This is a genomic window from Pseudomonas sp. PDM14 (assembly GCF_014851905.1).
In the GTDB taxonomy this organism is placed as follows: Bacteria; Pseudomonadota; Gammaproteobacteria; order Pseudomonadales; family Pseudomonadaceae; genus Aquipseudomonas.
The window spans coordinates 552,897-573,931 of sequence record NZ_JACVAQ010000001.1; the positions used below are offsets into that span (position 1 = coordinate 552,897).

Annotated in this window: 24 protein-coding genes; 11 read left to right on the plus strand and 13 right to left on the minus strand. The window is 59.0% G+C overall.

The window, feature by feature from the left end:
• Positions 1–62 precede the first annotated feature (62 nt).
• On the minus strand, positions 63–728 hold the full coding sequence (locus tag IB229_RS02480) for a YceH family protein (RefSeq protein ID WP_192324614.1): 666 nt from the start codon (positions 726–728) through the stop codon (positions 63–65).
• A 66-nt stretch (positions 729–794) separates the two neighbouring features.
• Positions 795–1,862, minus strand: coding sequence for a diguanylate cyclase (locus IB229_RS02485; protein ID WP_192324616.1), 1,068 nt, complete (start codon positions 1,860–1,862; stop codon positions 795–797).
• 144 nt (positions 1,863–2,006) lie between these two features.
• Here IB229_RS02485 and IB229_RS02490 point away from each other — a divergent pair, with 144 nt between their 5' ends.
• The 7 genes from IB229_RS02490 to IB229_RS02520 all read left to right on the plus strand — a co-directional run bounded on the left by IB229_RS02490 (position 2,007) and on the right by IB229_RS02520 (position 8,013).
• Positions 2,007–2,675, plus strand: coding sequence for a COG3650 family protein (locus tag IB229_RS02490; protein ID WP_192324618.1), 669 nt, complete (start codon positions 2,007–2,009; stop codon positions 2,673–2,675).
• A gap of 258 nt (positions 2,676–2,933) precedes the next feature.
• Positions 2,934–3,935 (plus strand): type I glyceraldehyde-3-phosphate dehydrogenase, encoded by a 1,002-nt coding sequence (locus tag IB229_RS02495; RefSeq protein ID WP_192324620.1) that lies wholly within the window; start codon positions 2,934–2,936, stop codon positions 3,933–3,935.
• A 461-nt stretch (positions 3,936–4,396) separates the two neighbouring features.
• Positions 4,397–4,834 carry a hypothetical protein gene (locus tag IB229_RS02500; protein WP_192324622.1) on the plus strand — a complete coding sequence of 146 codons (438 nt, stop codon included), beginning with the start codon at positions 4,397–4,399 and terminating at the stop codon, positions 4,832–4,834.
• Between the two features lie 439 nt (positions 4,835–5,273).
• On the plus strand, positions 5,274–5,546 hold the full coding sequence (locus tag IB229_RS02505; protein WP_192324624.1) for a hypothetical protein: 273 nt from the start codon (positions 5,274–5,276) through the stop codon (positions 5,544–5,546).
• Between the two features lie 112 nt (positions 5,547–5,658).
• A complete protein-coding gene (locus IB229_RS02510) occupies positions 5,659–6,153 on the plus strand; it encodes a hypothetical protein (RefSeq protein WP_192324626.1) in 495 nt (164 codons plus the stop codon).
• 90 nt (positions 6,154–6,243) lie between these two features.
• Positions 6,244–6,693, plus strand: coding sequence for a hypothetical protein (locus tag IB229_RS02515; protein ID WP_192324627.1), 450 nt, complete (start codon positions 6,244–6,246; stop codon positions 6,691–6,693).
• A 744-nt stretch (positions 6,694–7,437) separates the two neighbouring features.
• Complete coding sequence (locus tag IB229_RS02520) at positions 7,438–8,013, plus strand: hypothetical protein (protein WP_192324629.1); 576 nt, start codon at positions 7,438–7,440, stop codon at positions 8,011–8,013.
• 142 nt (positions 8,014–8,155) lie between these two features.
• Here IB229_RS02520 and IB229_RS02525 read toward each other — a convergent pair whose 3' ends face one another.
• The gene (locus IB229_RS02525) at positions 8,156–8,443 is read right to left on the minus strand and encodes a hypothetical protein (protein WP_192324631.1); all 288 of its coding nucleotides are present in this window, start codon (positions 8,441–8,443) and stop codon (positions 8,156–8,158) included.
• A gap of 250 nt (positions 8,444–8,693) precedes the next feature.
• Between IB229_RS02525 and IB229_RS02530 the strand changes: the two genes are divergently transcribed.
• From IB229_RS02530 to IB229_RS02545, 4 genes are all read left to right on the plus strand, one after another.
• Positions 8,694–9,299: a hypothetical protein gene (locus tag IB229_RS02530; protein WP_192324633.1), complete on the plus strand. Its 606-nt coding sequence runs from the start codon at positions 8,694–8,696 to the stop codon at positions 9,297–9,299.
• Positions 9,300–9,374: 75 nt separating this feature from the next.
• On the plus strand, positions 9,375–9,554 hold the full coding sequence (locus tag IB229_RS21810) for a hypothetical protein (RefSeq protein WP_225578898.1): 180 nt from the start codon (positions 9,375–9,377) through the stop codon (positions 9,552–9,554).
• 1,443 nt (positions 9,555–10,997) lie between these two features.
• Positions 10,998–11,399, plus strand: a complete 402-nt coding sequence (locus IB229_RS02540) for a GFA family protein (RefSeq protein ID WP_192324635.1) — start codon at positions 10,998–11,000, stop codon at positions 11,397–11,399.
• A gap of 267 nt (positions 11,400–11,666) precedes the next feature.
• Positions 11,667–11,828 (plus strand): DUF2986 domain-containing protein, encoded by a 162-nt coding sequence (locus IB229_RS02545; protein WP_192324637.1) that lies wholly within the window; start codon positions 11,667–11,669, stop codon positions 11,826–11,828.
• Positions 11,829–11,994: 166 nt separating this feature from the next.
• Here the strand turns inward: IB229_RS02545 and IB229_RS02550 are convergent, their stop codons facing one another.
• The 10 genes from IB229_RS02550 to IB229_RS02595 form a co-directional block, all read right to left on the minus strand.
• Positions 11,995–12,498, minus strand: a complete 504-nt coding sequence (locus IB229_RS02550; RefSeq protein WP_192324639.1) for a GNAT family N-acetyltransferase — start codon at positions 12,496–12,498, stop codon at positions 11,995–11,997.
• Positions 12,495–13,595 carry a PLP-dependent cysteine synthase family protein gene (locus tag IB229_RS02555; RefSeq protein ID WP_192324641.1) on the minus strand — a complete coding sequence of 367 codons (1,101 nt, stop codon included), beginning with the start codon at positions 13,593–13,595 and terminating at the stop codon, positions 12,495–12,497. The genes IB229_RS02550 and IB229_RS02555 overlap by 4 nt, the downstream gene beginning before the upstream one ends.
• A gap of 10 nt (positions 13,596–13,605) precedes the next feature.
• The gene (locus IB229_RS02560; protein ID WP_192324643.1) at positions 13,606–14,511 is read right to left on the minus strand and encodes a DMT family transporter; all 906 of its coding nucleotides are present in this window, start codon (positions 14,509–14,511) and stop codon (positions 13,606–13,608) included.
• Between the two features lie 121 nt (positions 14,512–14,632).
• Entirely contained in the window at positions 14,633–15,130 is a 498-nt protein-coding gene (locus IB229_RS02565; protein WP_192324646.1) for a hypothetical protein, read from the minus strand.
• Positions 15,131–15,215: 85 nt separating this feature from the next.
• The gene (locus IB229_RS02570; RefSeq protein WP_192324648.1) at positions 15,216–15,548 is read right to left on the minus strand and encodes a Na+/H+ antiporter subunit G; all 333 of its coding nucleotides are present in this window, start codon (positions 15,546–15,548) and stop codon (positions 15,216–15,218) included.
• A complete protein-coding gene (locus IB229_RS02575; protein ID WP_192324650.1) occupies positions 15,545–15,814 on the minus strand; it encodes a K+/H+ antiporter subunit F in 270 nt (89 codons plus the stop codon). The genes IB229_RS02570 and IB229_RS02575 overlap by 4 nt, the downstream gene beginning before the upstream one ends.
• Entirely contained in the window at positions 15,799–16,296 is a 498-nt protein-coding gene (locus IB229_RS02580; RefSeq protein WP_192324652.1) for a Na+/H+ antiporter subunit E, read from the minus strand. Before IB229_RS02580 ends, IB229_RS02575 begins: the two co-directional genes overlap by 16 nt.
• The gene (locus IB229_RS02585) at positions 16,293–17,780 is read right to left on the minus strand and encodes a monovalent cation/H+ antiporter subunit D (RefSeq protein ID WP_192324654.1); all 1,488 of its coding nucleotides are present in this window, start codon (positions 17,778–17,780) and stop codon (positions 16,293–16,295) included. Before IB229_RS02585 ends, IB229_RS02580 begins: the two co-directional genes overlap by 4 nt.
• Positions 17,777–18,124: a Na+/H+ antiporter subunit C gene (locus tag IB229_RS02590; RefSeq protein ID WP_192324657.1), complete on the minus strand. Its 348-nt coding sequence runs from the start codon at positions 18,122–18,124 to the stop codon at positions 17,777–17,779. Before IB229_RS02590 ends, IB229_RS02585 begins: the two co-directional genes overlap by 4 nt.
• Positions 18,124–20,928 carry a monovalent cation/H+ antiporter subunit A gene (locus IB229_RS02595; RefSeq protein ID WP_192324659.1) on the minus strand — a complete coding sequence of 935 codons (2,805 nt, stop codon included), beginning with the start codon at positions 20,926–20,928 and terminating at the stop codon, positions 18,124–18,126. The genes IB229_RS02590 and IB229_RS02595 overlap by 1 nt, the downstream gene beginning before the upstream one ends.
• Between the last annotated feature and the right edge of the window lie 107 nt (positions 20,929–21,035).

Below are 21,035 nucleotides of genomic sequence, written 5' to 3' on the forward strand. Positions count from 1 at the left end.
CTGCGCAAGGAAAAGTCGAATGATAAGTCAGCCCGGCCGCCCTCGGCAGGCCGGGCTGGGGTTTACTGGCCGAGCGCGCCTTCCAGCCGCGCCAGACGCTCCTCCAGCGCCGCCACCCGCGCCTCCAGCTCGGCGACACGGCCATCGTCGGCCGCACTGCTGCGCGGCGCCGCGCTGTCGGCCTGCTGCCGCGCGGCGAGCAAGGCGTCGAGGTCGCCCTGCTCACCGAGCAGGTGCATGTAGCGGTCCTCGCGCTGGCCACTCTGGCGCGGTAGCAGACAGGCAAAGCCGCGCCCTGCGAGGCGCTCCAGCTGATGCTGCACCTCGGCGGTGTCCTCGAAGGCATACAGGCGATTGCTGCGGGTGAGCAGTTCGTTGAGCGTCTGCGGGCCGCGCAACAGCAACAGGCCGATCAGTGCCACCTGCGGCTTGACCAGTTCCAGGGTCTTGTCCGCACGCTGCTCCCAGCGGTCGGCGCGCCCGCCCATCACCAGCCGCGACAGGCCGCGACCTTCGAGGCTGCGCAGGGCCTGGCCAACCTGGCCCTCATTGAGGTTCATCAGCGGCTCGCGACTGGTCTTCTGGTTGCAGGCGAGGATCACCGCGTTGACGGTCAGCGGGTAGGTTTCCGGGGTCGTCGCCTGCTTCTCGATCAGGCAGCCGAGCACGCGGGCTTCGGCGGCACTGAGGGGTTCGTGAGCATCGGCGCTGGGGAGTTCACTGGACATGCGGCACCCGTAACAGTGGAAAGAGGCGCAGCCTGACACATGCGTGCCGGGCCGCAAACGAAAAGCTCAGGCCGTGCCGCTGGAAACCGGCATCGCCTCGGCGGCCATCACCACGCGGTCGCGACCGCTGCTCTTGGCCTGGTACAGCGCCTGGTCGGCGGCGTTCAGCCAGTCGGTGGCACTCAACTGCAGCGGGCTGTACACCGCCAGACCGATGCTCAGTGTCAGCTCCAGCCCCGGCGCCAGGTCGCTGCGCACCCCGCCCAGATCGCGGCGCAGGCGCTCCATCACTTCGCTCGCCAGCACGGGCGGCGTGTCCGTCAGGATCACGCAGAACTCGTCGCCCCCGTAACGACCGGCAAGGTCTTCGGCACGCAGGCTTTGCGCCAGCTTCTCGCTGAGCAGGCGCAGCACGCTATCGCCGACGATATGCCCGTGGCTGTCGTTGATCGCCTTGAAATGGTCGACGTCGATCAGCGCCACGGTCGCCCGGCGCTGCCCCTGGCGGCACTTGTTGAACTCGGCCTGTAACAGGTCCTGCCAGTAACCATGGTTGTACAGGTGGGTCAGGCTGTCGGTGCGGCTGACTGCGCGCAACGCCTGCTTGTGCTCGGCCAGCTTGTTGGTCAACTGGTAGCAGACCAGCCCCAGGGACAAGGGATAGAGAATCAGCATCGGCAGGCAGGCGTACAGCTGCGTCATGCTGGTGTGCGGGGCGAACGCGGCGCCGAACAGCAGCATCGCCAGCAACGCCCCCGCCAGTTGTGCCAGGCAACCGAGCAGGAACAGCCGCGCGCCGCCGGCGGCGATGTTGTTCATCGCCATCATCGACAGCACGGTGACGCTGGGCAGCGCATTGAACTGCATGGCGCCGGCCCAGAAGCCACCGAGCACGGAGTCGATGATCAGGTTGCGCCGCTCGGCCTGATAGGGCCGTTTCGACAGGCGCGCGATCTGATAAGCCACATGCGGCCACAGGTAGCCGTTGAACAGCAGCAGCGCCCACAACCAGGGCGGCGCACTCATCTGCCAGAGCACCGGGGCCACGCAGAAGAAGCCCAGTCCCAGGCCGACGGCTCGGGGGGCATAGATGCGTTTGGCGAAGGAAAGGCCGGAGCCGGTGTTTCTATCCATGGTCACACTCAGCGGCTTGGATACGCGATCCATCTTCAGAATGGCCGCAGGCGCGTGACTATACAACACGCCGGCTCGATGCCGTCCTTGAGATCGGCGCAGGCACTGGGTAACGTTGCCGCACTTTGCCCGGAGAGCTCCGCCATGCACCTCGCCCGTCCCCTTCTGCCCATCGCCCTGCTGACCCTGCTCAGCGGCTGCCAGGTGTTCGTCCCCGAGCCCACCCGGGTGCCCGAGCAACGCCTGCAGGGCGAACTGAGCCTGCGCGGCGGTACCCTGCTGTTTCGCCCCTGCCAGGAACAGCGCAGCTTCAGCGTGAGCACCGACGGCAGCACCGACATCGCCCGCGAGGCCGCCACCCTGCTGGCCGATGGCCCCGGCCCACTGTTCGTCGACCTGCTCGGTCAGCTGGGCTCCAGCCCGGTCGCCGATACCGACGGCCAACTGGTGCTCAGCGAGGTCTACCGCATCCAGCGCGAAGGCCCGAGCTGCGACGACCCCGGTTTCAATCGCCTGACCCTGCGCGCAGGCGGCCACGAGCCGGACTGGAGCATCAACGTCACCAACAAGGGCCTGGTGCTCTACCGCCAGGAACAGCCAGCACTGGCGCTGCCCTATGTAGAAGAGCAACTGCCGGAAGGTCGCCTCAACCTGAGCAGCGAAGCCAACGGCGAGCGCCTGGAGCTCTGGGTAGCACCGCAGCGCTGCACCGACAGCATGAGCGGCACCGTGCAGCACCTCAGCGCCGAGCTGCGCCTCAATGGTCAGGTGTACCGTGGCTGCGCCTCCCTCGGCGGCGCGCGCAACCGCTGAGCGCAGCACGCTCGCGGCAGGCCGCTATGCTGCAAGAGCCTGGTCACGGGATTCCGAATCAGAGCCAGACACGGCGCAACGGCCAGCGGCAGGAGCCGCCGCAAGGCCCACTCGACGGATGAGCGCCAGCGCATCGAGCGGCCGGAGCGTGCGGTTTATGGACTTAAATACGCGTTCCGCGGTCGTTTCTAACGCAGGCTGGCCGACACTCGAGAGACCGTAGGCCGGCGTTAAGCAGGCCACAGAACGGAGAGTCTCATGCTGCGTATTGCCCTCAACGGCTACGGGCGCGTTGGTCGCGCCCTGCTCCGCGCCCTGTTCGAACGTGGGCTGGAAAACCAGCTGCACGTGGAAGCGATCAACGAAGTCGGCGACTTCAAGACCATCGCTCACCTCACTCGGTTCGACTCGACCTTCGGCCGCTTCCTCGGCCAGGTAGACCTGCACGAAGACGTCATGCAGGTGCGCGGCCAGTCCATCCGCCTGTTCGGCGAGCGTGACGCCAGCAAGCTGCCGTGGAAACAGCTGGGCGTCGACGTGGTGATCGAATGCACCGGCAAGATCAAGAAGCGCGCCCACGCCGAACAGCACCTGATGGCCGGCGCACCGCGTGTGCTGCTCTCGCACCCGCTGGAAAGCGCCGACCTCACCGTGGTCTACGGGGTCAACCACCACCTGCTGGGCAACCAGCAGATCGTCTCCAACGGCTCGTGCACCACCTACTGCCTGGCGCCGCTGGCGATGGTGCTGCATACCGCCGTGGGCATCCGCCAGGGTCTAATGACCACCGTGCACGCCTACACCAACGACCAGAACCTGCTCGACGGCACCTACAACGACCTGTACAAGGCGCGCGGCGCGGCAATGTCGATGATCCCGGTGCCCACTGGCGCGGCCAAGACCATCGGCCTGGTCCTGCCGGAACTCGCCGGGCGCCTCGACGGCATGGCCGTGCGCGTACCAACCGCCAACGTCTCGCTGCTCGACCTGACCTTCAGCGCCGAACACCCGACCAGCCGCGCCGCAATCAACGACATCCTGCAGAAAGCCGCACGCCAGTTGCCGCTCGGTGTAATGGAGTGCAACGACCTGCCACTGGTCTCCAGCGACTTCAACGCCTACCCGGTGTCCTGCGTGGTCGACCTCAACCACACCCGCGTGCAGGGCGGCGAACTGGTCAAGGTACTGGCCTGGTACGACAACGAATGGGCCTATGCCAACCGCCTGCTCGATGTGTTGCTGGACTGGCTGAAACCCTAGGCAGATTCGGGCACCTCTGGCTGGCGGGCGAGCCTCGTCGAGAGCAGTCAGAGCTGGCCGCTTCGACTACTGGAAAGCGACTGCCGCTAATTCGCTTTAGCGCGCCCCAGGCCTTCGGCACAAGTCACGATCATTTCAATGCGCAACGTTGAGTGCGCAGATGTGGATTCGCTGCCGATATCACCGGCGGAGCTTGGCCTGGTGCTTACCGGCAATCACCAGCCAGTATTTCCGTCACCCAACTAGACAAGATCAACGCCCATACGTAGCTTGCGCAAAGGTGCTTCGACTACTCGACGCCTTGGTCTTGTCCAATGTCGCTTTTTGTCCGACCTGAGTCGTTTCTCTCGACAGGTTAGATAAGAACATCAAGAGCTTAGCCAGTGACAAGGAACGTTATGCGACACAAATGGCGGAAAACATTACGCCACATGTGTCGCCTACTTATAGTTAGGTCAAACATGAACACTCCCACACCAAAGCAAGAAAAACCTATTCTTGGAATATTGATCTCTTGGTTTTGTATAATTTTTGGAGCCTCAGCAATTGCCACCCCAGCTGTCTATGCTGCTTTTGGCATGCAAAGCGGCCAATTCCTGAGCATTTACTACTTAACTCTAGGCATAGTTTCACTGGCGCTTGGCTACTTTGGCTTAAAGTCCAAGCCCGCTGCCTTTTTCCTTATCGTCCTGATTTTCCTCCCGCAAATCATCGCCTTCACCACCCCTGAATCAAACTACAACTTCATAGGCCCAATACAGATCGGCTATGGATTTGGTAATGCCCAGCAATTTTATTTGCACATTAATCTTCTGGCGATTCTGGTGTGCTCACTTTCGGCCGCTACTGTTTTCAAACTTACTAAGCAAACAGGCAAAAGCACTAGCAATGCAGCCTAACAAATGGTTCAAGTCGCTCGCTTCGCTCACTCGGGACCGGCTAAAGCCGGCCCCTTAACCAAACGTTAGAGGCATGAATGACGACACTGCGCATCGAGTCGTGGTCTGCGGAGCTAGGTTGGGTTGAGGAATCCCACTGGTCGCTGGAGTCTTTCGTATATCGGCTTGGACTTTGTACAAATCTCAAAGGCACTGAATTAAAGCGCGCAGCACGGAACATCAGAAAGAAAGAGCTTTTAGAAATAAAAATAATTAGCGCTGAGTGCGCTAACGCACTAATACATACGCTTGAGTCAATAGGGGCAAAAATTTCGATCTCCGAATAACGCCTCTAACAAGTGGTTCAAGCCGTTCGCTTCGCTCACTCGGGACCGGCTAAATCCGGCCCCTTAACCAAATGTTAGGGATCCACATGCGCCCACTTGAGCGGCTTGTTGGCATGAAACTGCTTGATGCTGAAATATCTGCGGATGGTGCAGGCTTTCAATTTAGCGACTGTGTACTGGCCGCATTCAACCCGGTATCACTAAGCAAACAACTATCAGAAGTCATCAACTCAGAGGTTTGCGCTGTCTCATTTCAAGAAAACCAGTGCTTTGAGCTTAGATTTTCAAATGGCTCTACTATTTCAATATCTCTCTCACCACAAGATTATTCGGGGCCTGAAGCTTTTTGCGCCACCTTTTCGGACAACACAATAGTGGTTGAGTAATGTGGTCCCCTAACAAGTGGTTCAAGTCGTTCGCTTCGCTCACTGCGGGACCGGCTAAAGCCGGCCCCTTAACCAAACGTTATGTACCTCAAGTAGTACAGTGGAGCTATCAATGAGAGAAGAGAAATCATTCCCAGCTTTGTCGATTACCAATCCAAATAAAGCTTGGGTCTTCGAGCAAATAGATGCGCTAACTAAGGAATGGGTCGAGTGGAATGCTTTCTGCCAAAATATTGAAGACAGCCCTGACTTCAATCCGAAAACATGTTCCGAGGCAATAAAAGACGGCTACGAGAACATTAGAAAGCATGAAATTCTTAGGGAAAAGACGCTGGTGCTATTACGCAATCATTTTTCCGGAGCAGAGTTTGTCTTAAATAATTGGAAGCCACACCCACACGAAGACAACTGCTCTCGCCTAAAAGACAAAGTGCCGTACTGGATCCATCGCCTAGAAATAATAAAGGCATCCATGAATTACGTAATAGTTCCAGAAAGCTACTGGAAAGAACAAGGCAAAGAGTTCTTAAAGGTTCTTTCTAAAAGCACAGCGGAAAGCGCAGTCGATGTTGCAGCGTCGTTTCTGAAGAACCCGTTAGGCAAGTAATCGGTGGAGGCACATAACAATGCGCTCAACTCGCTCACTTCTTTCGCTGGGACCGGCGAAGCCGGCCCCTTAGCTTAATCGTTAGGGCTCATGAGACTCATCATCGCGTTTGTTGCAGCAGTTCTGACGCCTACGCTCGCGCTCGTCGGCTGGTACATCTACGGCCAGTTCGCCATGTTCGACTCGAACGACCCCTATATTTGGGTTCGCACTCGCGAGTTCTTCGTCATTTGCTTCGTTATTTCGGCGGCGCACGTCATTGCTCTTGGTATACCTACTTACTTCTTGCTTCGCTGGCGTAGATTGATCCGCTGGTGGAGCGTACTCTTTGCGGGTTTTGTGCTGGGTGCAGTCCCGGTGGGGGCGTTCTCGTGGCCCCTGCACTCAAGCCCGGGATCGTATGCTTTGGCAAACGGAGTCCAGACCATAATCAATGGTGTGCCCACAATGGCTGGCTGGCTTCAGTATTTCGGTGGGGTCTTATTCTTCGGTGTGTGCGGGTTAACCGCCGCCGCAGCGTTTGTGTCGTGTGCGGCATGAGCCCTAACAATTGGCTCAAGCCGTTCGCTCCGCTCACTCGGGACGGCCAATAGCTGCGCTATTGGCCGCCCCTTAGCCAAACGTTAGGCGTCAGTCACTTTTAATATCGGTGCCAACATGGAAGTTGCGTCAGTCAGCCACAACATCAAACTTACTTCCGGCGCATTGCGCGGCCGGTTGGCACCCAATCCGCACCTTCTTCGTGGCTCTCGCCCACGCACCGCGCCAGTGTTCTTCCACCCTGCAACGCGGTGCGGGCTTGCACGGCCGCAGCGGCTCGGTCATCGTGCCGCAATCACCAACAAGTTGGCCTGGGCATCTCTGCCTAACAACTGGTTCAAGCCGCTCGCTCGGGACCGGCATAGCCGGCCCCTTAACCAAACGTTAGGCGCAAGGGCAATATTGGTTATTCAGCACCGCGCCAGGAAACACAATCACCGCATCGGCGCGGTGTTCCTGAATCGAATGGTCGCTTGACAGTAGAGGCCGTTATTTGTGGCCAGCAAAGGAGTTGCTTTCAAAGAATGTGCACAGCACAAATAACCTTCCGTGCCAAAACCGGCGCGCCGTGCGCACCGCCGGTCATGCTCGGTGCTGGCACCATTTCCGGCGTTCGGCTGGGCAATCTAACAATTGGCTCAAGTCGTTCGCTTCGCTCACTGGGACGGGCTAAAGCCCGCCCCTTAACCAAACGTTAGAAGCATCAACGCACCTAGCAAAACCCTCAAAAATGGAAGTATCAAATTGAACTATATCGACAGGCTTATAGAAGCAATTAAATATACTGAGGGCCTGGGTCTTCATAAGGAAGAAATTCAATTCACATTTGATAGTCAGCTAGAGCAGAGCCTTAAGCAGCAGATTTTTCAACTATGCGGTGACGCCCTATATGGTTACGGCTACAACAAATCATCTGATCTAACGGGAAAATGTACCCCAATTCACCTGATGCTAAAGCAATACTTAAAAAACGACCTCGGCATTGATAGCCTTATTACAATAGGCGACAGGTTCTGGGACGATTACATATATTGTGAAGTGACAAAAGAATCCATAGAAAAAGAACTCAGCCATAGCAATATTTACGAGCCTATAAAAGCTCATGTGTGGTTAACCCTGCCTGATGGAACAATTTTGGATTGTACTGCCGAGGCACATGCCGATCTTCTTTTTAAGCGCGGCGAACATCCTGCGCATGAATGCATAATGCTTGTTGAGCCCAGTAAAGAGGAAGATGCCAAATCTGGTTACCATCGGCCAGTCTTGGTAGGAACTGGCTTTTTAGAGAGAACAGGCATGATTCAGATGAGACGCTTATAACAATACGCTCAAATCGCTCAGCTCGTTCACTGGGACGGGCTAAAGCCCGCCCTTTAGCTCAATCGTTAGACGGCAAATCAAAAGCCGGATAAACAGCTCACAACCCCACATAACAATAAATAAACACGCTAACCCTCCGCCCTCAAAAATTTGGAGATTTAAAAATTAATATTTCCCGTATTGTTTTACTCGCAAGCATGGCAGCATTCTCTGGATGCTCCTCGGTAGATATGATGCGAGCAAAACCGCCTTCAATAGAACTGAGCAGTGACAGTAAAGCCAAATCCATTGCTGGTTGTGTAGCACTCGATTTAGAAGAATTATTTAGGGAGCCATTAGAGAAAAATGCAAGATTACATACCCGCCCAATTTCTGGAGGATATTCAGTTTGGCTTGAGCAGGGTGTAGCATTTGGGGTGTCTACAGCCATGGTCGTTGATATAACTGACACGCCAACCGGTTCGATTACGAGCTTTCATAATGACTTAACACCAATGTACCTCGAAAGGGCGAACGAGGTAATTCGCAACTGCCAAGTGAATTAAAAATATATTTATTATCTCTTACGTTCGTTTACAGCGCTCGGCTAAAGTGCGAGCCTAGCAACTGGTTAAACCAGTTCGCCTCACTCACTCGGGACCGGCTAAAGCCGGCCCCTTAACCAAACGTTAGGTAACCAAATGGGAAAAATAGATCTTACTTTCAATGTGCCATCTTGGGTTGAGTCAGGGATTAGCAAAGGCGAACTAAATATATTTAACGGGGTCATCAGAAATAGAAGCGGACAAATTGTCCACCACCTTAAGGAAGGCCTACTACAGGAAAGCAAAAGTAAAAATAAGAACTTACTCATGGCTGGTGCAGCAATAGCCGCCACCGCAGCAGCAGGTTATTTCCTCTATAAAAAAATCAACAAAAAGGAAACAGCCAGTGATGCAGCCTCAGATCTGCAAGATAAAATCAACAGCTATTTAAATTCAGCGGCACAGCAAAATATCTCTCTCTCAAGCATAACCCCGTTATCTCAAGAAATAACTAAATTCCTGAAAGCTTGCAGTGAGACAGGAATCAGTCCAGAACAAATATTCACAGACCCACAAACAGCTATCAAGCTAAACGATATTTACGAGGCAATAGTTGATTTTAACTCACGCTTAGCAGCTTCTAAATTCGCAGCCTATGAAGCACCACCACAGATCCAACACACTCCAGCAGAAACACTAAAAAATCTCAGCACACAACTACACATTCAAGAGAGTCTGATTACTGAGAAAAACCAAATCTAACAAATGGTGGAAATCGTTCGCTGCGCTCACTGGTACGGGCTAAAGCCCGCCCCTTCCATACGCTAGAGGTTACTCATGGAAATCAGTAGCGCCATTGAAATAGGTTTCAGCCAGAAGCTTGAAATCAAGATTAACAACCAAAAACCGGTTGTGTTAACTGACCTCACGATGTCCCTTCTTGGCATCAATCAGCAGTATCAGCGATTTATCGAGTCCGAAACCAACCAAGACTATGACGCGAGCACAGAACTCTAAATAAAAGAAGTTCGTACAGGCTCAGTAATTGTCGAGCTTGTGGCGCTAGCAATGCCAATAGTTCCATTGTTCTGGAGTGGAGACTCACTGTAAGAGTGGACTAACCAAGCCAAGCAGTCATAGATTGGCTGCTTGGAAAAAATTGATACTCCGCCAAAATAAATTTCCAAACAAGATTTAAAACAATGGAGCAAAATTCTAGAGCCTGTAGCAAAAGACAATGGCTCTCAGCTGAACTTCACCGCATCTGATGGCGGCACTGTAATTAATCAATTCTTCATAGATCCCCAAGAAGCCAACGCTACCCAGAACACTATTCAACGCCAGCTTGAGCGCCTTGTAGAGCCGATGATCACATTCAAAAAAAACAAAGCAATGTATTGGTATCAAACCAAATTTGATAGCGAGTCACACACTGGCGACAAAGTGACTATCGAAGATATATCCAAGAAGCCGCTGAAAGTAATATTCGAAAATAATGCATTGAAATAAGCCATGTTAGTGAGTGACGAGCGACTTTCTAAACCATGGCACAAGCTGACATATGTAGTCGATGTTGAGGTTCAAGCAATAAACGGGTGGCAAAAATGTACACCATCCTTCGCTATCATGAAGAACATACATTTGACCCAGAGTAACGCAACCTCTGACAACTGGTTCAAGTCACTCGTTTCGCTCGTTCGGGACCGGCTAAAGCCGGCCCCTTAACCAAATGTCATGTACATTTAAATAATTCAGCGTACGGAACACTGAAGAATGAATTATCGAACTGGAGAACCTGTAAAGATCGGAGACTCTGTGTCTCTAGAACACGGAAAAACCGCAGGTGTCGTGCACGCCCTCATCGAGAGCGCAGAGCAAATTAGCGAGTGGGGCCTAGTCGAACCAGGTGTAATGGTGGCGGCAGAACCATTCGGGTTGGTTTTCTGGCCAAGCTCTGAAATCAGCGATCCTCTAACTTTCATTGCGCGGAAATGCACATAACAATGCTCTCACTACCGCTAGCTTAATCGTTATGCATATGAACGCAGCAGCTATTGAAGTGTACGTATCAGCAAGCATCGCATTTGTGCTGTTCGCAATTTGCTTTGCCGCATTGCTCCGCAGGTCCGTCCGAGAGAATGAGACCGCGTCTCGCGCGCTTATGAGCAAAGGCAATCCGGCTCTCGGCATTAGCAGTACGGTATCAACCCTCAACGCACGTTATCTGCTTCCGTGGGTTGGCTTTCCAAAATCAATAGCCACTCAAGGCATCTCAGTTTTTTACTTCTGGTCTGCTCGAGTTTGCACTTGGTGCTCAGCATCAGCCATTCTTCTCGCAGCCTTAAACATCGGTGTGGCGTAGTGCATCACAATGCGCTCACTCCGTTCGCTGGAACGGGCTACAGCCCGCCCCTTAGCCAAGGGTTAGACGCCAGAAGTCTCGCTCCCCGAGGAACCCCAATGATCAAGAGTGTTGGCGATACGAAGATCCAAGAGAAGCACAGGGCATCCTGTCATTGCGGCACTGTCGTATTGGAGCTCGACCTTCCGAACGGAATCGTCAATCCGCTTAGATGCAATTGCTCCATGTGCAAAAGAAAAGGCGCAATCATTGGCTCAGTTCCAAAGAATGGACTGAAGGTGATGCAAGGCGAGTCATCGCTGAAGGAATACCAATTCAACACAAAGGTAACTCGCCACTACTTCTGTTCAAACTGTGGCATCTACACGCATCACCAGCGTCGCTCGAATCCAAACGAGTACGGCTACAACGTGGGGTGCCTGGAAGGCGTGAATCCCTTTGAGATTGAGCATGTCTCGCTCAGCAACGGAGCAAACCACCCAATGGATCGGAAGGCGTGAACTCAAGGTCACTTGCGTGCCACCATCTGGCGTCTAACCCTTCCATCGAGAGGACGCTGCCCGGCAAGCCGGTCAGCGCCTCTCGTGTCAAGCATTAGCAGTCAATCATGAAATGTCGTTAACGATTAAACGCGCGAGGAAATACTGGCTAGGTATCACGGTAGCGAATCAACACAGGAAATAGTCTTTGTGGGACGCATTCGAGTGAAAGAGCTAATTAGCCCTGAAGCATTCTCCATAACAACGTGAGCAAGCAAAGTAATAACCATGAACCGTCGTAAAAAGATAAACCAGCTTTTGAAAGCTCACGCCAAGAAGGCCAGTGCCAAACTGGCGCCGAAGAGTAAAAACAAGTACATCAGCAAAGCCGACCGCTTGAAGTTGGCGGCCGAGACAGCCCAAGAGCCGGATACGTCGCCGGAAAGCTGAGCGTCTACTTTGCCCAGGCATCTCATGCAGCACGAATAGAAGCGGGCCGAAATCGCTCACTTCTTGGTCTGGTACGGCACCCCGCCGACATTGGATCGGCCCCGTTCTGCTCGACCGCTCCGCATCCGGCCCCTTACCCAGCAGGCCCAAACGAACAGAGCGAACGCTACAGCTGCCGATAGCAGAGCGTGGTGCGGCGTGAGCCAGTGGCGCGGCGGTTGGGGTCGGCGAAGGTCTCGACTTCGTTGAAGCCGGCCTTGCGCATCATCCCGGCGGAGCCGAGGTTCTCCTCGTGGCGCTCGATGTAGACGTCGTACACGCCCTGCTCACGCAACGTCTCCAACACCTCACGCAACAGCCGCGAACCGATGCCCTGCCCCGCCAGCTCGCGGTGCACCACGGCCTCGCCGACGTAGGCCTGGGGCAGGTCACGCCGGGTCGCTGGTTGGTAGCGGGTGAAGTTGCTGCTGTGCAGGAAGGTGACGAAGCCAGCCAGGCGCCCCTCCTGTTCGGCGAGCAGCGCCTGCACCTGACCTTCGACGATGCCGTGCAGGTGACCGAGCACGGCTTCCTCGGGCAGGTAGTTCCAGGGGTTTGGCCCATGTTCGAAGATGAAGGCGGCCATGGCCGGCACATCGTCGGCACGCGCCAGGCGGCGGGTGTCAGTCATCGCAGGTCTCCTGCACGGGGAATCTGGTGGTCGAGCGCCTGGCCCTGCTCCGCGCACGCGGCCACACGCTGGATCAGCGGCGCCAGGTCGTAGCCCTGGGCGGTCAGCCAGGCATTGTCGTAATAGCTGGTGGCGTAGCGTTCGCCGCTGTCGCAGAGAATCGCCACCACAGAACCTTGCTCGCCCTGCCGCACCATCTGCTGCGCCACCAGCAGCGCGCCGATCAGGTTGGTGCCGCTGGAACCGCCGACCCGTCGGCCGAGGCGCTGGGCCAGGTAGTGCATGGCCGCCAGCGACAGCGCGTCCGGCACCTTGCACATGGCGTCGAGCACCTGCGGCATGAATGACGGCTCGACCCGCGGCCGGCCGATGCCTTCGATACGCGAGCCGCAGTCCAGGGTCAGGTTGCGCTCGCCACTGACGTAGCTGTCGAAGAACACCGAGCGCTCGGCATCGGCGCCGAGTACCCGTGTCGGGTGTTGGCGATAGCGCACGTAGCGACCCAGGGTCGCCAGCGTGCCGCCGGTGCCGGGGCTGGACACCAGCCAGCTTGGCTCGGGGAAACGCTCGTGGCGCATCTGCTGGAAGATCGATTCGGCGATGTTGTTGTTCGCCCGCCAGTCGGTGGCGCGCTCGGCAAAGGTGAACTGGTCCATGAAGTGCCCGCCACTGGCCGCAGCCAGGCGCAGCGATTCGGCATGGATCTGGGTGGGGTCGTCGACCAGGTGCGTCTGCCCGCCGTAGAAGGCGATCTGCGCGAGTTTTTCCCGGGCCGTGCCGGCCGGCACCACGGCAATGAACGGCAGGCCGAGCAGGCGCGCGAAGTAGGCCTCGGAGATGGCCGTGGAGCCGCTGGAGGCTTCGATCACCGGCGCACCGGGCCTGAGCCAGCCGTTGCACAACGTATAGAGGAACAGCGAGCGCGCCAGGCGGTGCTTGAGGCTGCCGGTGGGGTGGCTCGATTCGTCCTTGAAGTACAGCTCGACGCCGGGCAGGCCCGGCAGTTCTAGCGGAATCAGGTGGGTGTCGGCACTGCGCTGGAAGTCCGCCTCGATGATGCGCAGCGCTTCACGGGTCCACTGACGGCTGTCGTGCATGCCTATCTCCTCAGTCGAGAATCCCGGCGGGCGGCGGGGTCGTGGTGCGCCACTGGCTCAACGCCACGCCGGCGAACACCAGCGCTGCGGCGGCGTATTGCACCGGTGTCAGGCTTTCGCCGAGCAGCACTGCGGCGAAGATCAGGGTGAACACCGGCAGCAGGTTGGTGAAGCCGGAGGCCTGGCTGGCCGGCAGGCGGCTGACGCCGAAGTTGTAGAGGCCGTAGGCACCGACCGTTACCACCAGGCCCAGGTAGATCACCGAGCCGACGCCGAGCAGGCTGAACTGGGTCGGCAGCGGCTCGGTGGCCAGCGCCAGCGGCAGGAAGAACAGCGAGCCGATGAACGCCTGCATGGCGGTGAGAATGAACGGCGAGTAGCGCTCGGAGAGAAACTTCAGAAGCAGCGTGTAGCTGGTGGCACAGAGCATCGCGACGAATTCGTAGAAGTTGCCCAGCAATGGCGCCGGCGCGCTGGCATCCGCCTCGCTGGCCAGGCTCAGCCAGATCGCCCCGGCCACCGCCAGCAGAAAGCCCGCCCAGGTGCTGCGCGCCACGCGCTCGTGCAGGAAGACGAATGCGCCCATGGCCACCAGCAAGGGCAGCAGCGAGGTGATCATGCCGGCCTGGGTGGCGCTGGTGTTCTGCAGCGCGAGGGCTTCGAAGATGAAGTACAGGCAGGGTTCGCACGCGGCGAGAGCCAGCAGGTAACGCCAGTCGCCCCGGCGGTATTCGAGGCGACCGCGCCAGCGCCAGGCCAGCAGAAACACCAGGCTGCCGAGTGCCATGCGGCCGAAGATCACCCACATCGGCGGCAACTCGGCGAAGGCGAACTTGAGGGCGATGAAGGAGCTGCCCCACAGCGCCATGGCCAGCACCAGGCACGCCATCGCGAACAACCGCCCTTGCCCGACCATTACCACCTCCGCATCAAAAACCCAGTGTAGGGCGCGCGGCCTTGGGGCGACAGGCACAGCAGGGGGCAAAAACTGTGCGGGAAAAGATCTGAGCGTGAATGTCGCGAACGCTTGAGTGAACTCAGTCGCCCACGAAGAGCTGCCGGTATAAACCCTGGATATCTTTGAACTCGATGAAAAGAGCCTTCTTCAAAACCCGAATGTTAGGTCTTTCAGCTTTAGCCCCTTGTGCGTTGCCTTTGCTGTGTTTGGCAACTTTCATGCTTTCCAAGCTTGGCAATGGTTGACCTGGCGCAGCGCCGTAATAAAGGAACGGTCCAAGTTCAAGCGTTTCGCAGTTGAAATAAACCAGCACCACACATCCCGATGGCTTCTTTGCTAACGACACATGGATGTTCTGCTGCGCAGTGCTTGAACCGACAAAAGAGGCCTTGAGCTGAATATGTCGGATGTAGCCATTTGCTTCGGCTATGAGGTCGTAACCCGACCTGTCGACTTCAGGCTTTGAAATCTCGAGGCTGAAATCCTTTGTTTTCCAGGAGTGCTTCAGCAGCTCTCCGATCAACAGATGCTCAACCAACTTCTCGCGGTATGAAGACTGGAGAAAATGCTCTTCCATGGGGCGGTCTGCCAGATGCTATGCGGGATGGCTGGAGCCTTACACCCGCGTTACCGGATCGGCGCAACCAGCGCCTGCGCAATCGCTACTGCTCCCAGGGCTTGCCGCGGGTCTTCGGCTCCAGCGGCAGTTGCTGCAGCACCGCGGCCTTGGCCAGCATGTAGGCGCTGACCGGGGCGCTGATGAACAGGAACAGGCTGATCAGCAGTTCGTGGGAACTGAGGCTGTGCGCACCGACGCTGAAGAAGATCAGCGAGGCCAGCACCATGCCGCCGATGCCCAGGGTGGTGGCCTTGGTCGGGCCGTGCAGGCGGGTGAAGAAGTCCGGCAGGCGGTACAGGCCGATCGTACCGATCAGAACGAAACCGCTGCCCAGCAGAAGCAGCACCGACACGAGAATTTCCAGCCACAGGTTCATTCGATGATGTCTCCGCGCAGCATGTACTTGGCCACCGCCACGGTGCTGACGAAACCCAGCACGGCAATCAGCAGGGCAACCTCGAAGAACAGCTCGGTGCCCTTCCAGATGCCATAGAGGATGATCAGGGCGATGGCGTTGATGTACAGCGTGTCCAGCGCCAGCGCCCGGTCCGGCAGGCTGGGGCCCTTGACCAGGCGCGCGACAGCCAGCAGCAGGGCCAGGGCGAGCATCGTCAGGCAGACAGGGATCACGTAGGCGAGCATGGGAAAATCTCCTTCAGCGGGGCCTCGTAGCGCTGCTTGATCTCGTCGATCATCACCTGCGCGTCCGGCACGTCGAGGCCGTGGACCAGCAGGGTGTTGCGGTCTGCGCTGAGGTCAGCCGCCAGCGAGCCGGGGGTCAGCGAGACCACGCTGACCAGAATGCTGATGGCCAGCTCGTTTTCCAGGTCGATGGGGACTTCGATGAAGGCCGGGCGCAACTCGCGGATACGGCCGAGGGTGAGGCGCGCCACCTGGAAGTTGGCGACCAGGATGTCACCCATCACCATGAACAGAAAACTCAGCAGCTTGAGCGGCTTCCAGTGCCGCGGGTGCTCCACCAGCAGGCGGTTACAGACCAGCGGAATCAGCAACGCCAGCACACCGCCGAGCAGCCACTGGCCGAGGGCGAAGGAGTCGACCAGGAGCATCCAGGTCAGCCACAGCAGCAGGCTCTGCGCTGGATGCGGTAGCAGTCGGTTCATGGCCGGCTCTCCTCGATGATCGCCCGATAGGCCGCCACGTCGTGCAGCTGGATGGACATGGCGGCGGTGTAGTCGAGCAGTGGCTTGGCCAGCAGCACCAGCAGCAAGGCGCTGCCCAGCAGCAGCAGGGTCGCGAACAGCCGGCCACCGTCCAGCTCGGCGTGCTCGAACGGACCACCCTCAACACGCCAGAACAGCACGCTGCCGGCTCGACTCATGGCCAGCAGCGCCGCAAAACCGCCGAGCAACAGCACACTCCACAGCGCCACCGAAGGCGCCGCGTTGAGCAGCATGAGCTTGCCAAGGAAACCGGACAGCGGCGGCAGGCCGACCACCGCCACGGCGCCGAAGAAGAACAGTGTGCCGAGCAGCGCAGGATGTGCCAGCGCCGGCCCCGACACCAGGTGGGCCGCCTTGTCGCCACGCTGGCGGACGATCAGGTCGGCGAGCAGGAACAGGCCACCGGCGACCCAGGTGCTGTGCATCAGGTAATACAGCGCCGCCGCGTGGGCTCCAGGCGTGCCAATGGCGACCGCCGCCAGCAGCGTGCCGGCGGAGACCAGCACCAGATAGGCCAGCACGCTCTGCAGGCTGCGGGCCGCCAGTGCGCCAATCGCCCCAAGCGCCACCGTGGCCAGGGCCATGGGCCAGAGCCAGGCCTGGGCCAGGTTGGCCAGTTCGCCGGCGTCCTCACCGAAGATCAGCGTGCACACGCGCAGGATCGCGTAGATGCCGACCTTGGTCATGATCGCGAACAGGGCCGCCACCGGCGCACTGGCCGCCGCATAGGCACGCGGCAACCAGAAGTACAGGGGTAGCAACGCCGCCTTCAGCGAGAACACCAGCAACAGCAGCAATCCACCGGCGCCCAGCAGCGGCACGCGGTCGCCGGTCACGCTGGCCGCGCGGATCGACAGATCGGCCATGTTCAGCGTGCCGCTGATGCCGTAGATCAACCCCAGCGCGATAAGGAACAACGCCGAGCCGGCCAGGTTGAGGATGACGTAGTGCAGCCCCGCCCTCACCCGCTCGGCACTGCGCCCGTAAAGCAGCAGCGCGTAGGAGGCGATCAGCAGGATCTCGAAGAACACGAACAGGTTGAACAGGTCGCCCGTGAGGAACGAGCCGTTGATGCCCAGCAACTGGAACTGCAGCAGCGCATGGAAGCGCGGGCCGCGGCGGTCGTCACCACGCAGGGCGTAGAGCACCACCGCGCTGCCGAGCACCGCAGTGGTCAGCAGCAACAGGGCACTGAGGCGGTCGAGCAGCAGGACGATGCCGAACGGCGGGCGCCAGTCTCCCAGGGCATACACGCGCACCTGGCCGGCGTCGGCCTGCTGGATGAGCAGCAGTGCGACTGGCACCAGGGCCAGGGTGGCGAGCAGCGACAGGGTGCGCTTCAGCCGCTCGTGCGAGGGCAGCACCAGCAACAGGGCGCCGACCAGCAGCGGCACCAGGATCGGCAGGATGATCAAGTGGTTCAACGCGGCTGCTCCTCATCCACCGGGGCATTGGGCCGACCGTCGACATGGTCGCTGCCGAGGTTGGCCACGCCGCGCAGAGCCAGGACCACGACGAAAGCGGTCATGGCGAAGCCGATGACGATAGCGGTCAGCACCAGCGCCTGCGGTAGCGGATCGCCCGGAGCGCCGTCCATGCCCAGCACCGCGGCATCGCCGCTCAGGCGGCCCATGGCGAACAGGAACAGGTTGACCGCGTATGACAGCAGCGTCAGGCCCAGCACGACGGAGAAGGTGCGGGCGCGCAGTAACAGGTAGATGCCACTGGCCGCCAGCAGGCCGAGGGTCACGGCGAACAACGCTTCCATCAGTGAATCTCCCTGCTCGCGGGTGGGGACAGGGCCAGCTTGCCCAGGTTGACCAGCATCATCTGCGTGGCGCCGATCACCGTCAGGTACACGCCGAGGTCGAAGAGCATGGCCGTGGCCAACTCGACTTCACCCACCAGTGGCAGCTCGAAATGGCCGAATGCCGAGGTCAGGAATGAGCGATCAAACACCAGGCTGCCAAGCCCGGTGAACGTGGCAATCAGCACACCGGCACCGGCCATACGCTGGTAATTGAGCGGCATGCGCTGCTCCATCCAGGCCACGCCGTTGGCGATGTACTGCAGGGCCAGTGCCACGGCGGTGATCAGCCCGGCGATGAAGCCGCCGCCCGGCAGGTTGTGGCCGCGCAGGAAGATGAACGCGGAAATCAGCAGCGCCAACGGCAGCAGCAGGCGCGACAGGGTCATCAGGATCAGCGGGTTCTTCGCCAAGGCCCAGCGCCGGCCCTGCGGATCACACGTGGGATTGACCATGCGCAGGCCGTCGAGCATGGCGATGACACCCACTGCGGCGATGGCCAGCACGGTAATCTCGCCCAGCGTATCGAAGCCGCGGAAGTCCACCAGAATCACGTTGACTACGTTGGTGCCACCGCCGCCGCTGACGGCGTTGGCGAGGAAGAATTCGGCGATGCCGGTATCGTAACCGCGAGTCAGCACGGCGTAGGCCAGCATGCCGATCATGGTGCCACCGGCACCCGCCAGGAGGAGGTCGCGCAGCACACGCAGGCTGGAGCTCTCCGGCGGCGATACCGACGGCAGGTAATACAGTGCCAACATCAGCAGAATGATGGTCACCACTTCCACCACCAGTTGGGTCAGGGCCAGATCCGGGGCGGAGAAACGGGCGAAGGCCAGCGCCACCATCAGGCCGCCGACACCGAGGATCAGCAGCGCGATCAGGCGCTGGCGATGGAAGACCGCGGTGAGGACGCTGCTCACCGCCAGCACCAGCATGCCCAGGGCAGTGATGCCATCCAGGGGCGTGAGCGGACGATCTCCAACCAGCTGTGGCATCGGCGCCAGGGTCACCACCGTCAGCACCAGGGCGCTGAGCAGCAGCAACGCCAGGTAGCGCTGCAGCGAGCCATTCTCCAGCAGTGCGGTGAGCCAGGTGGCAGCCGCCACCAGACGCTGCACCGCCTGTTCGAACAGCTCCCGGGCATTCCACTTCGGCAGTGCTTCGTACCAGCGGAACAATGGTTTGCGGCCGATGTAGATCAGCACACCGCCGACCAGCGCCACGCAGCTCATCATCAGCGGGAAATTGAAGCCGTGCCAGATCGCCAGGCTGTATTCAGGCAAAGCGCCGCCGAGGCTGGCTTGAGCGGCTACAGCCAGCAGCGGCGCGACCGTGTAGGCCGGCAGCATGCCCACCAGCATGCAGAGGAACACCAGCACTTCCACCGGCACCTTCATGTAGCGCGGCGGCTCGTGCGGCGGATAGTTGGGCAGGTCCTTCCTCGGCTCGCCGTTGAAGAACACGTCGTGGATGAAGCGCAGCGAATAGGCCACCGAGAACACCGCCGCGACGGTGGCGGCGACCGGAATCATCCAGTTGAAGAAACTGCCTTCCAGCGCCTCCTGCAGGGTCTCGCCGAAGAACATTTCCTTGCTCAGGAAGCCGTTGAGCAACGGCACACCGGCCATCGCCGACGACGCCACCATCGCCAGCACGGCCGTGTGCGGCATGTACTTCCACAGCCCGCTTAGGCGGCGCAGGTCGCGGCTGCCGGTCTCGTGATCGATGATGCCCGCGGCCATGAACAGCGAAGCCTTGAAGGTCGCGTGGTTGATGATGTGGAACACTGCGGCGACGTTGGACAGCTGCGAGTCGAGGCCCAGCAGCAGAACGATCAGGCCCAGGTGGCTGATCGTCGAGTAGGCCAGCAGGCCCTTGAGGTCGTGCTGGAACAGCGCCATGAAGGCGCCGAACAACAGGGTCGCCAGACCGGTCATGGCGACGAGCTGGAACCACAGGTCGGTGCCGGCCAGCGCCGGATACAGCCGCGCCAGCAGAAACACGCCGGCCTTGACCATGGTCGCCGAATGCAGGTACGCCGACACCGGGGTCGGCGCCGACATCGCATGGGGCAGCCAGAAGTGGAACGGAAACTGTGCCGACTTGGTGAACGCGCCGAGCAGCACCAGCACCAGTGCCACCGGATACAGGGCGTGGGTGTGGATCAGCTCGGCCGACGCCAGCACCACGCTCAGCTCGAAGCTGCCGACGATGTGACCGATCAGCAGGATGCCGGCGAGCAGCGCCAGCCCGCCGCCACCGGTCACCGCCAGCGCCATGCGCGCGCCCTGGCGCGCCTCGCTGTTGTTGCTCCAGAAGCCGATCAGGAGGAACGACGACAGGCTGGTCAGCTCCCAGAACGTCAGCATCAGCAGCAGGTTTTCCGACAGCACCACGCCAAGCATGGCACCCATGAACAGCAGGAAATAGGCGAAGAACCGGCCTATCGCCTCGCGCTGGGAGAGGTAATAGCGCGCGTAGAGAATCACCAGCAGACCGATGCCGAGGATCAGCAATGCGAAGAGAAAGGACAGGCCGTCGAGGCGCAGCGACAGATTGAAACCCAGCTGCGTCAGCCAAGGCTGCGAGACCAGCAGCACTTCGCCGGCAAAAATCCGTGGTGCCAACCACAGCAGGATGATCAGGCCCAGCAGCGGCGCCACGGCAGCGGCGAAACTGCTGGCCAGGCGGCCATGGCGTTCGAGCAGGACAGGCAGGAAGATGCCGAGAAACGGCAGTATGACGATGAGCAACAGCTCCATGAATCTCCCCTGTCCCAGGCCCGGGTCACACACGACCGGGGCAAATCTTCTCTGTCCTCGCGTACCGATCCATTGACGGCGAAAGGCTGGCAGCGATTATCCCTAAC

What these genes read in the sequence shown, in the direction of transcription:
- IB229_RS02480 (WP_192324614.1), bottom strand. Translation starts at nt 728, where the DNA reads ATGTCCAGTGAACTCCCCAGCGCCGATGCTCACGAACCCCTCAGTGCC.
- IB229_RS02485 (WP_192324616.1), bottom strand. Translation starts at nt 1,862, where the DNA reads ATGGATAGAAACACCGGCTCCGGCCTTTCCTTCGCCAAACGCATCTAT.
- IB229_RS02490 (WP_192324618.1), top strand. Translation starts at nt 2,007, where the DNA reads ATGCACCTCGCCCGTCCCCTTCTGCCCATCGCCCTGCTGACCCTGCTC.
- IB229_RS02495 (WP_192324620.1), top strand. Translation starts at nt 2,934, where the DNA reads ATGCTGCGTATTGCCCTCAACGGCTACGGGCGCGTTGGTCGCGCCCTG.
- IB229_RS02500 (WP_192324622.1), top strand. Translation starts at nt 4,397, where the DNA reads ATGAACACTCCCACACCAAAGCAAGAAAAACCTATTCTTGGAATATTG.
- IB229_RS02505 (WP_192324624.1), top strand. Translation starts at nt 5,274, where the DNA reads ATGAAACTGCTTGATGCTGAAATATCTGCGGATGGTGCAGGCTTTCAA.
- IB229_RS02510 (WP_192324626.1), top strand. Translation starts at nt 5,659, where the DNA reads ATGAGAGAAGAGAAATCATTCCCAGCTTTGTCGATTACCAATCCAAAT.
- IB229_RS02515 (WP_192324627.1), top strand. Translation starts at nt 6,244, where the DNA reads ATGAGACTCATCATCGCGTTTGTTGCAGCAGTTCTGACGCCTACGCTC.
- IB229_RS02525 (WP_192324631.1), bottom strand. Translation starts at nt 8,443, where the DNA reads ATGGCTGTAGACACCCCAAATGCTACACCCTGCTCAAGCCAAACTGAA.
- IB229_RS02530 (WP_192324633.1), top strand. Translation starts at nt 8,694, where the DNA reads ATGGGAAAAATAGATCTTACTTTCAATGTGCCATCTTGGGTTGAGTCA.
- IB229_RS21810 (WP_225578898.1), top strand. Translation starts at nt 9,375, where the DNA reads ATGGAAATCAGTAGCGCCATTGAAATAGGTTTCAGCCAGAAGCTTGAA.
- IB229_RS02540 (WP_192324635.1), top strand. Translation starts at nt 10,998, where the DNA reads ATGATCAAGAGTGTTGGCGATACGAAGATCCAAGAGAAGCACAGGGCA.
- IB229_RS02545 (WP_192324637.1), top strand. Translation starts at nt 11,667, where the DNA reads ATGAACCGTCGTAAAAAGATAAACCAGCTTTTGAAAGCTCACGCCAAG.
- IB229_RS02550 (WP_192324639.1), bottom strand. Translation starts at nt 12,498, where the DNA reads ATGACTGACACCCGCCGCCTGGCGCGTGCCGACGATGTGCCGGCCATG.
- IB229_RS02555 (WP_192324641.1), bottom strand. Translation starts at nt 13,595, where the DNA reads ATGCACGACAGCCGTCAGTGGACCCGTGAAGCGCTGCGCATCATCGAG.
- IB229_RS02560 (WP_192324643.1), bottom strand. Translation starts at nt 14,511, where the DNA reads ATGGTCGGGCAAGGGCGGTTGTTCGCGATGGCGTGCCTGGTGCTGGCC.
- IB229_RS02565 (WP_192324646.1), bottom strand. Translation starts at nt 15,130, where the DNA reads ATGGAAGAGCATTTTCTCCAGTCTTCATACCGCGAGAAGTTGGTTGAG.
- IB229_RS02570 (WP_192324648.1), bottom strand. Translation starts at nt 15,548, where the DNA reads ATGAACCTGTGGCTGGAAATTCTCGTGTCGGTGCTGCTTCTGCTGGGC.
- IB229_RS02575 (WP_192324650.1), bottom strand. Translation starts at nt 15,814, where the DNA reads ATGCTCGCCTACGTGATCCCTGTCTGCCTGACGATGCTCGCCCTGGCC.
- IB229_RS02580 (WP_192324652.1), bottom strand. Translation starts at nt 16,296, where the DNA reads ATGAACCGACTGCTACCGCATCCAGCGCAGAGCCTGCTGCTGTGGCTG.
- IB229_RS02590 (WP_192324657.1), bottom strand. Translation starts at nt 18,124, where the DNA reads ATGGAAGCGTTGTTCGCCGTGACCCTCGGCCTGCTGGCGGCCAGTGGC.
- IB229_RS02595 (WP_192324659.1), bottom strand. Translation starts at nt 20,928, where the DNA reads ATGGAGCTGTTGCTCATCGTCATACTGCCGTTTCTCGGCATCTTCCTG.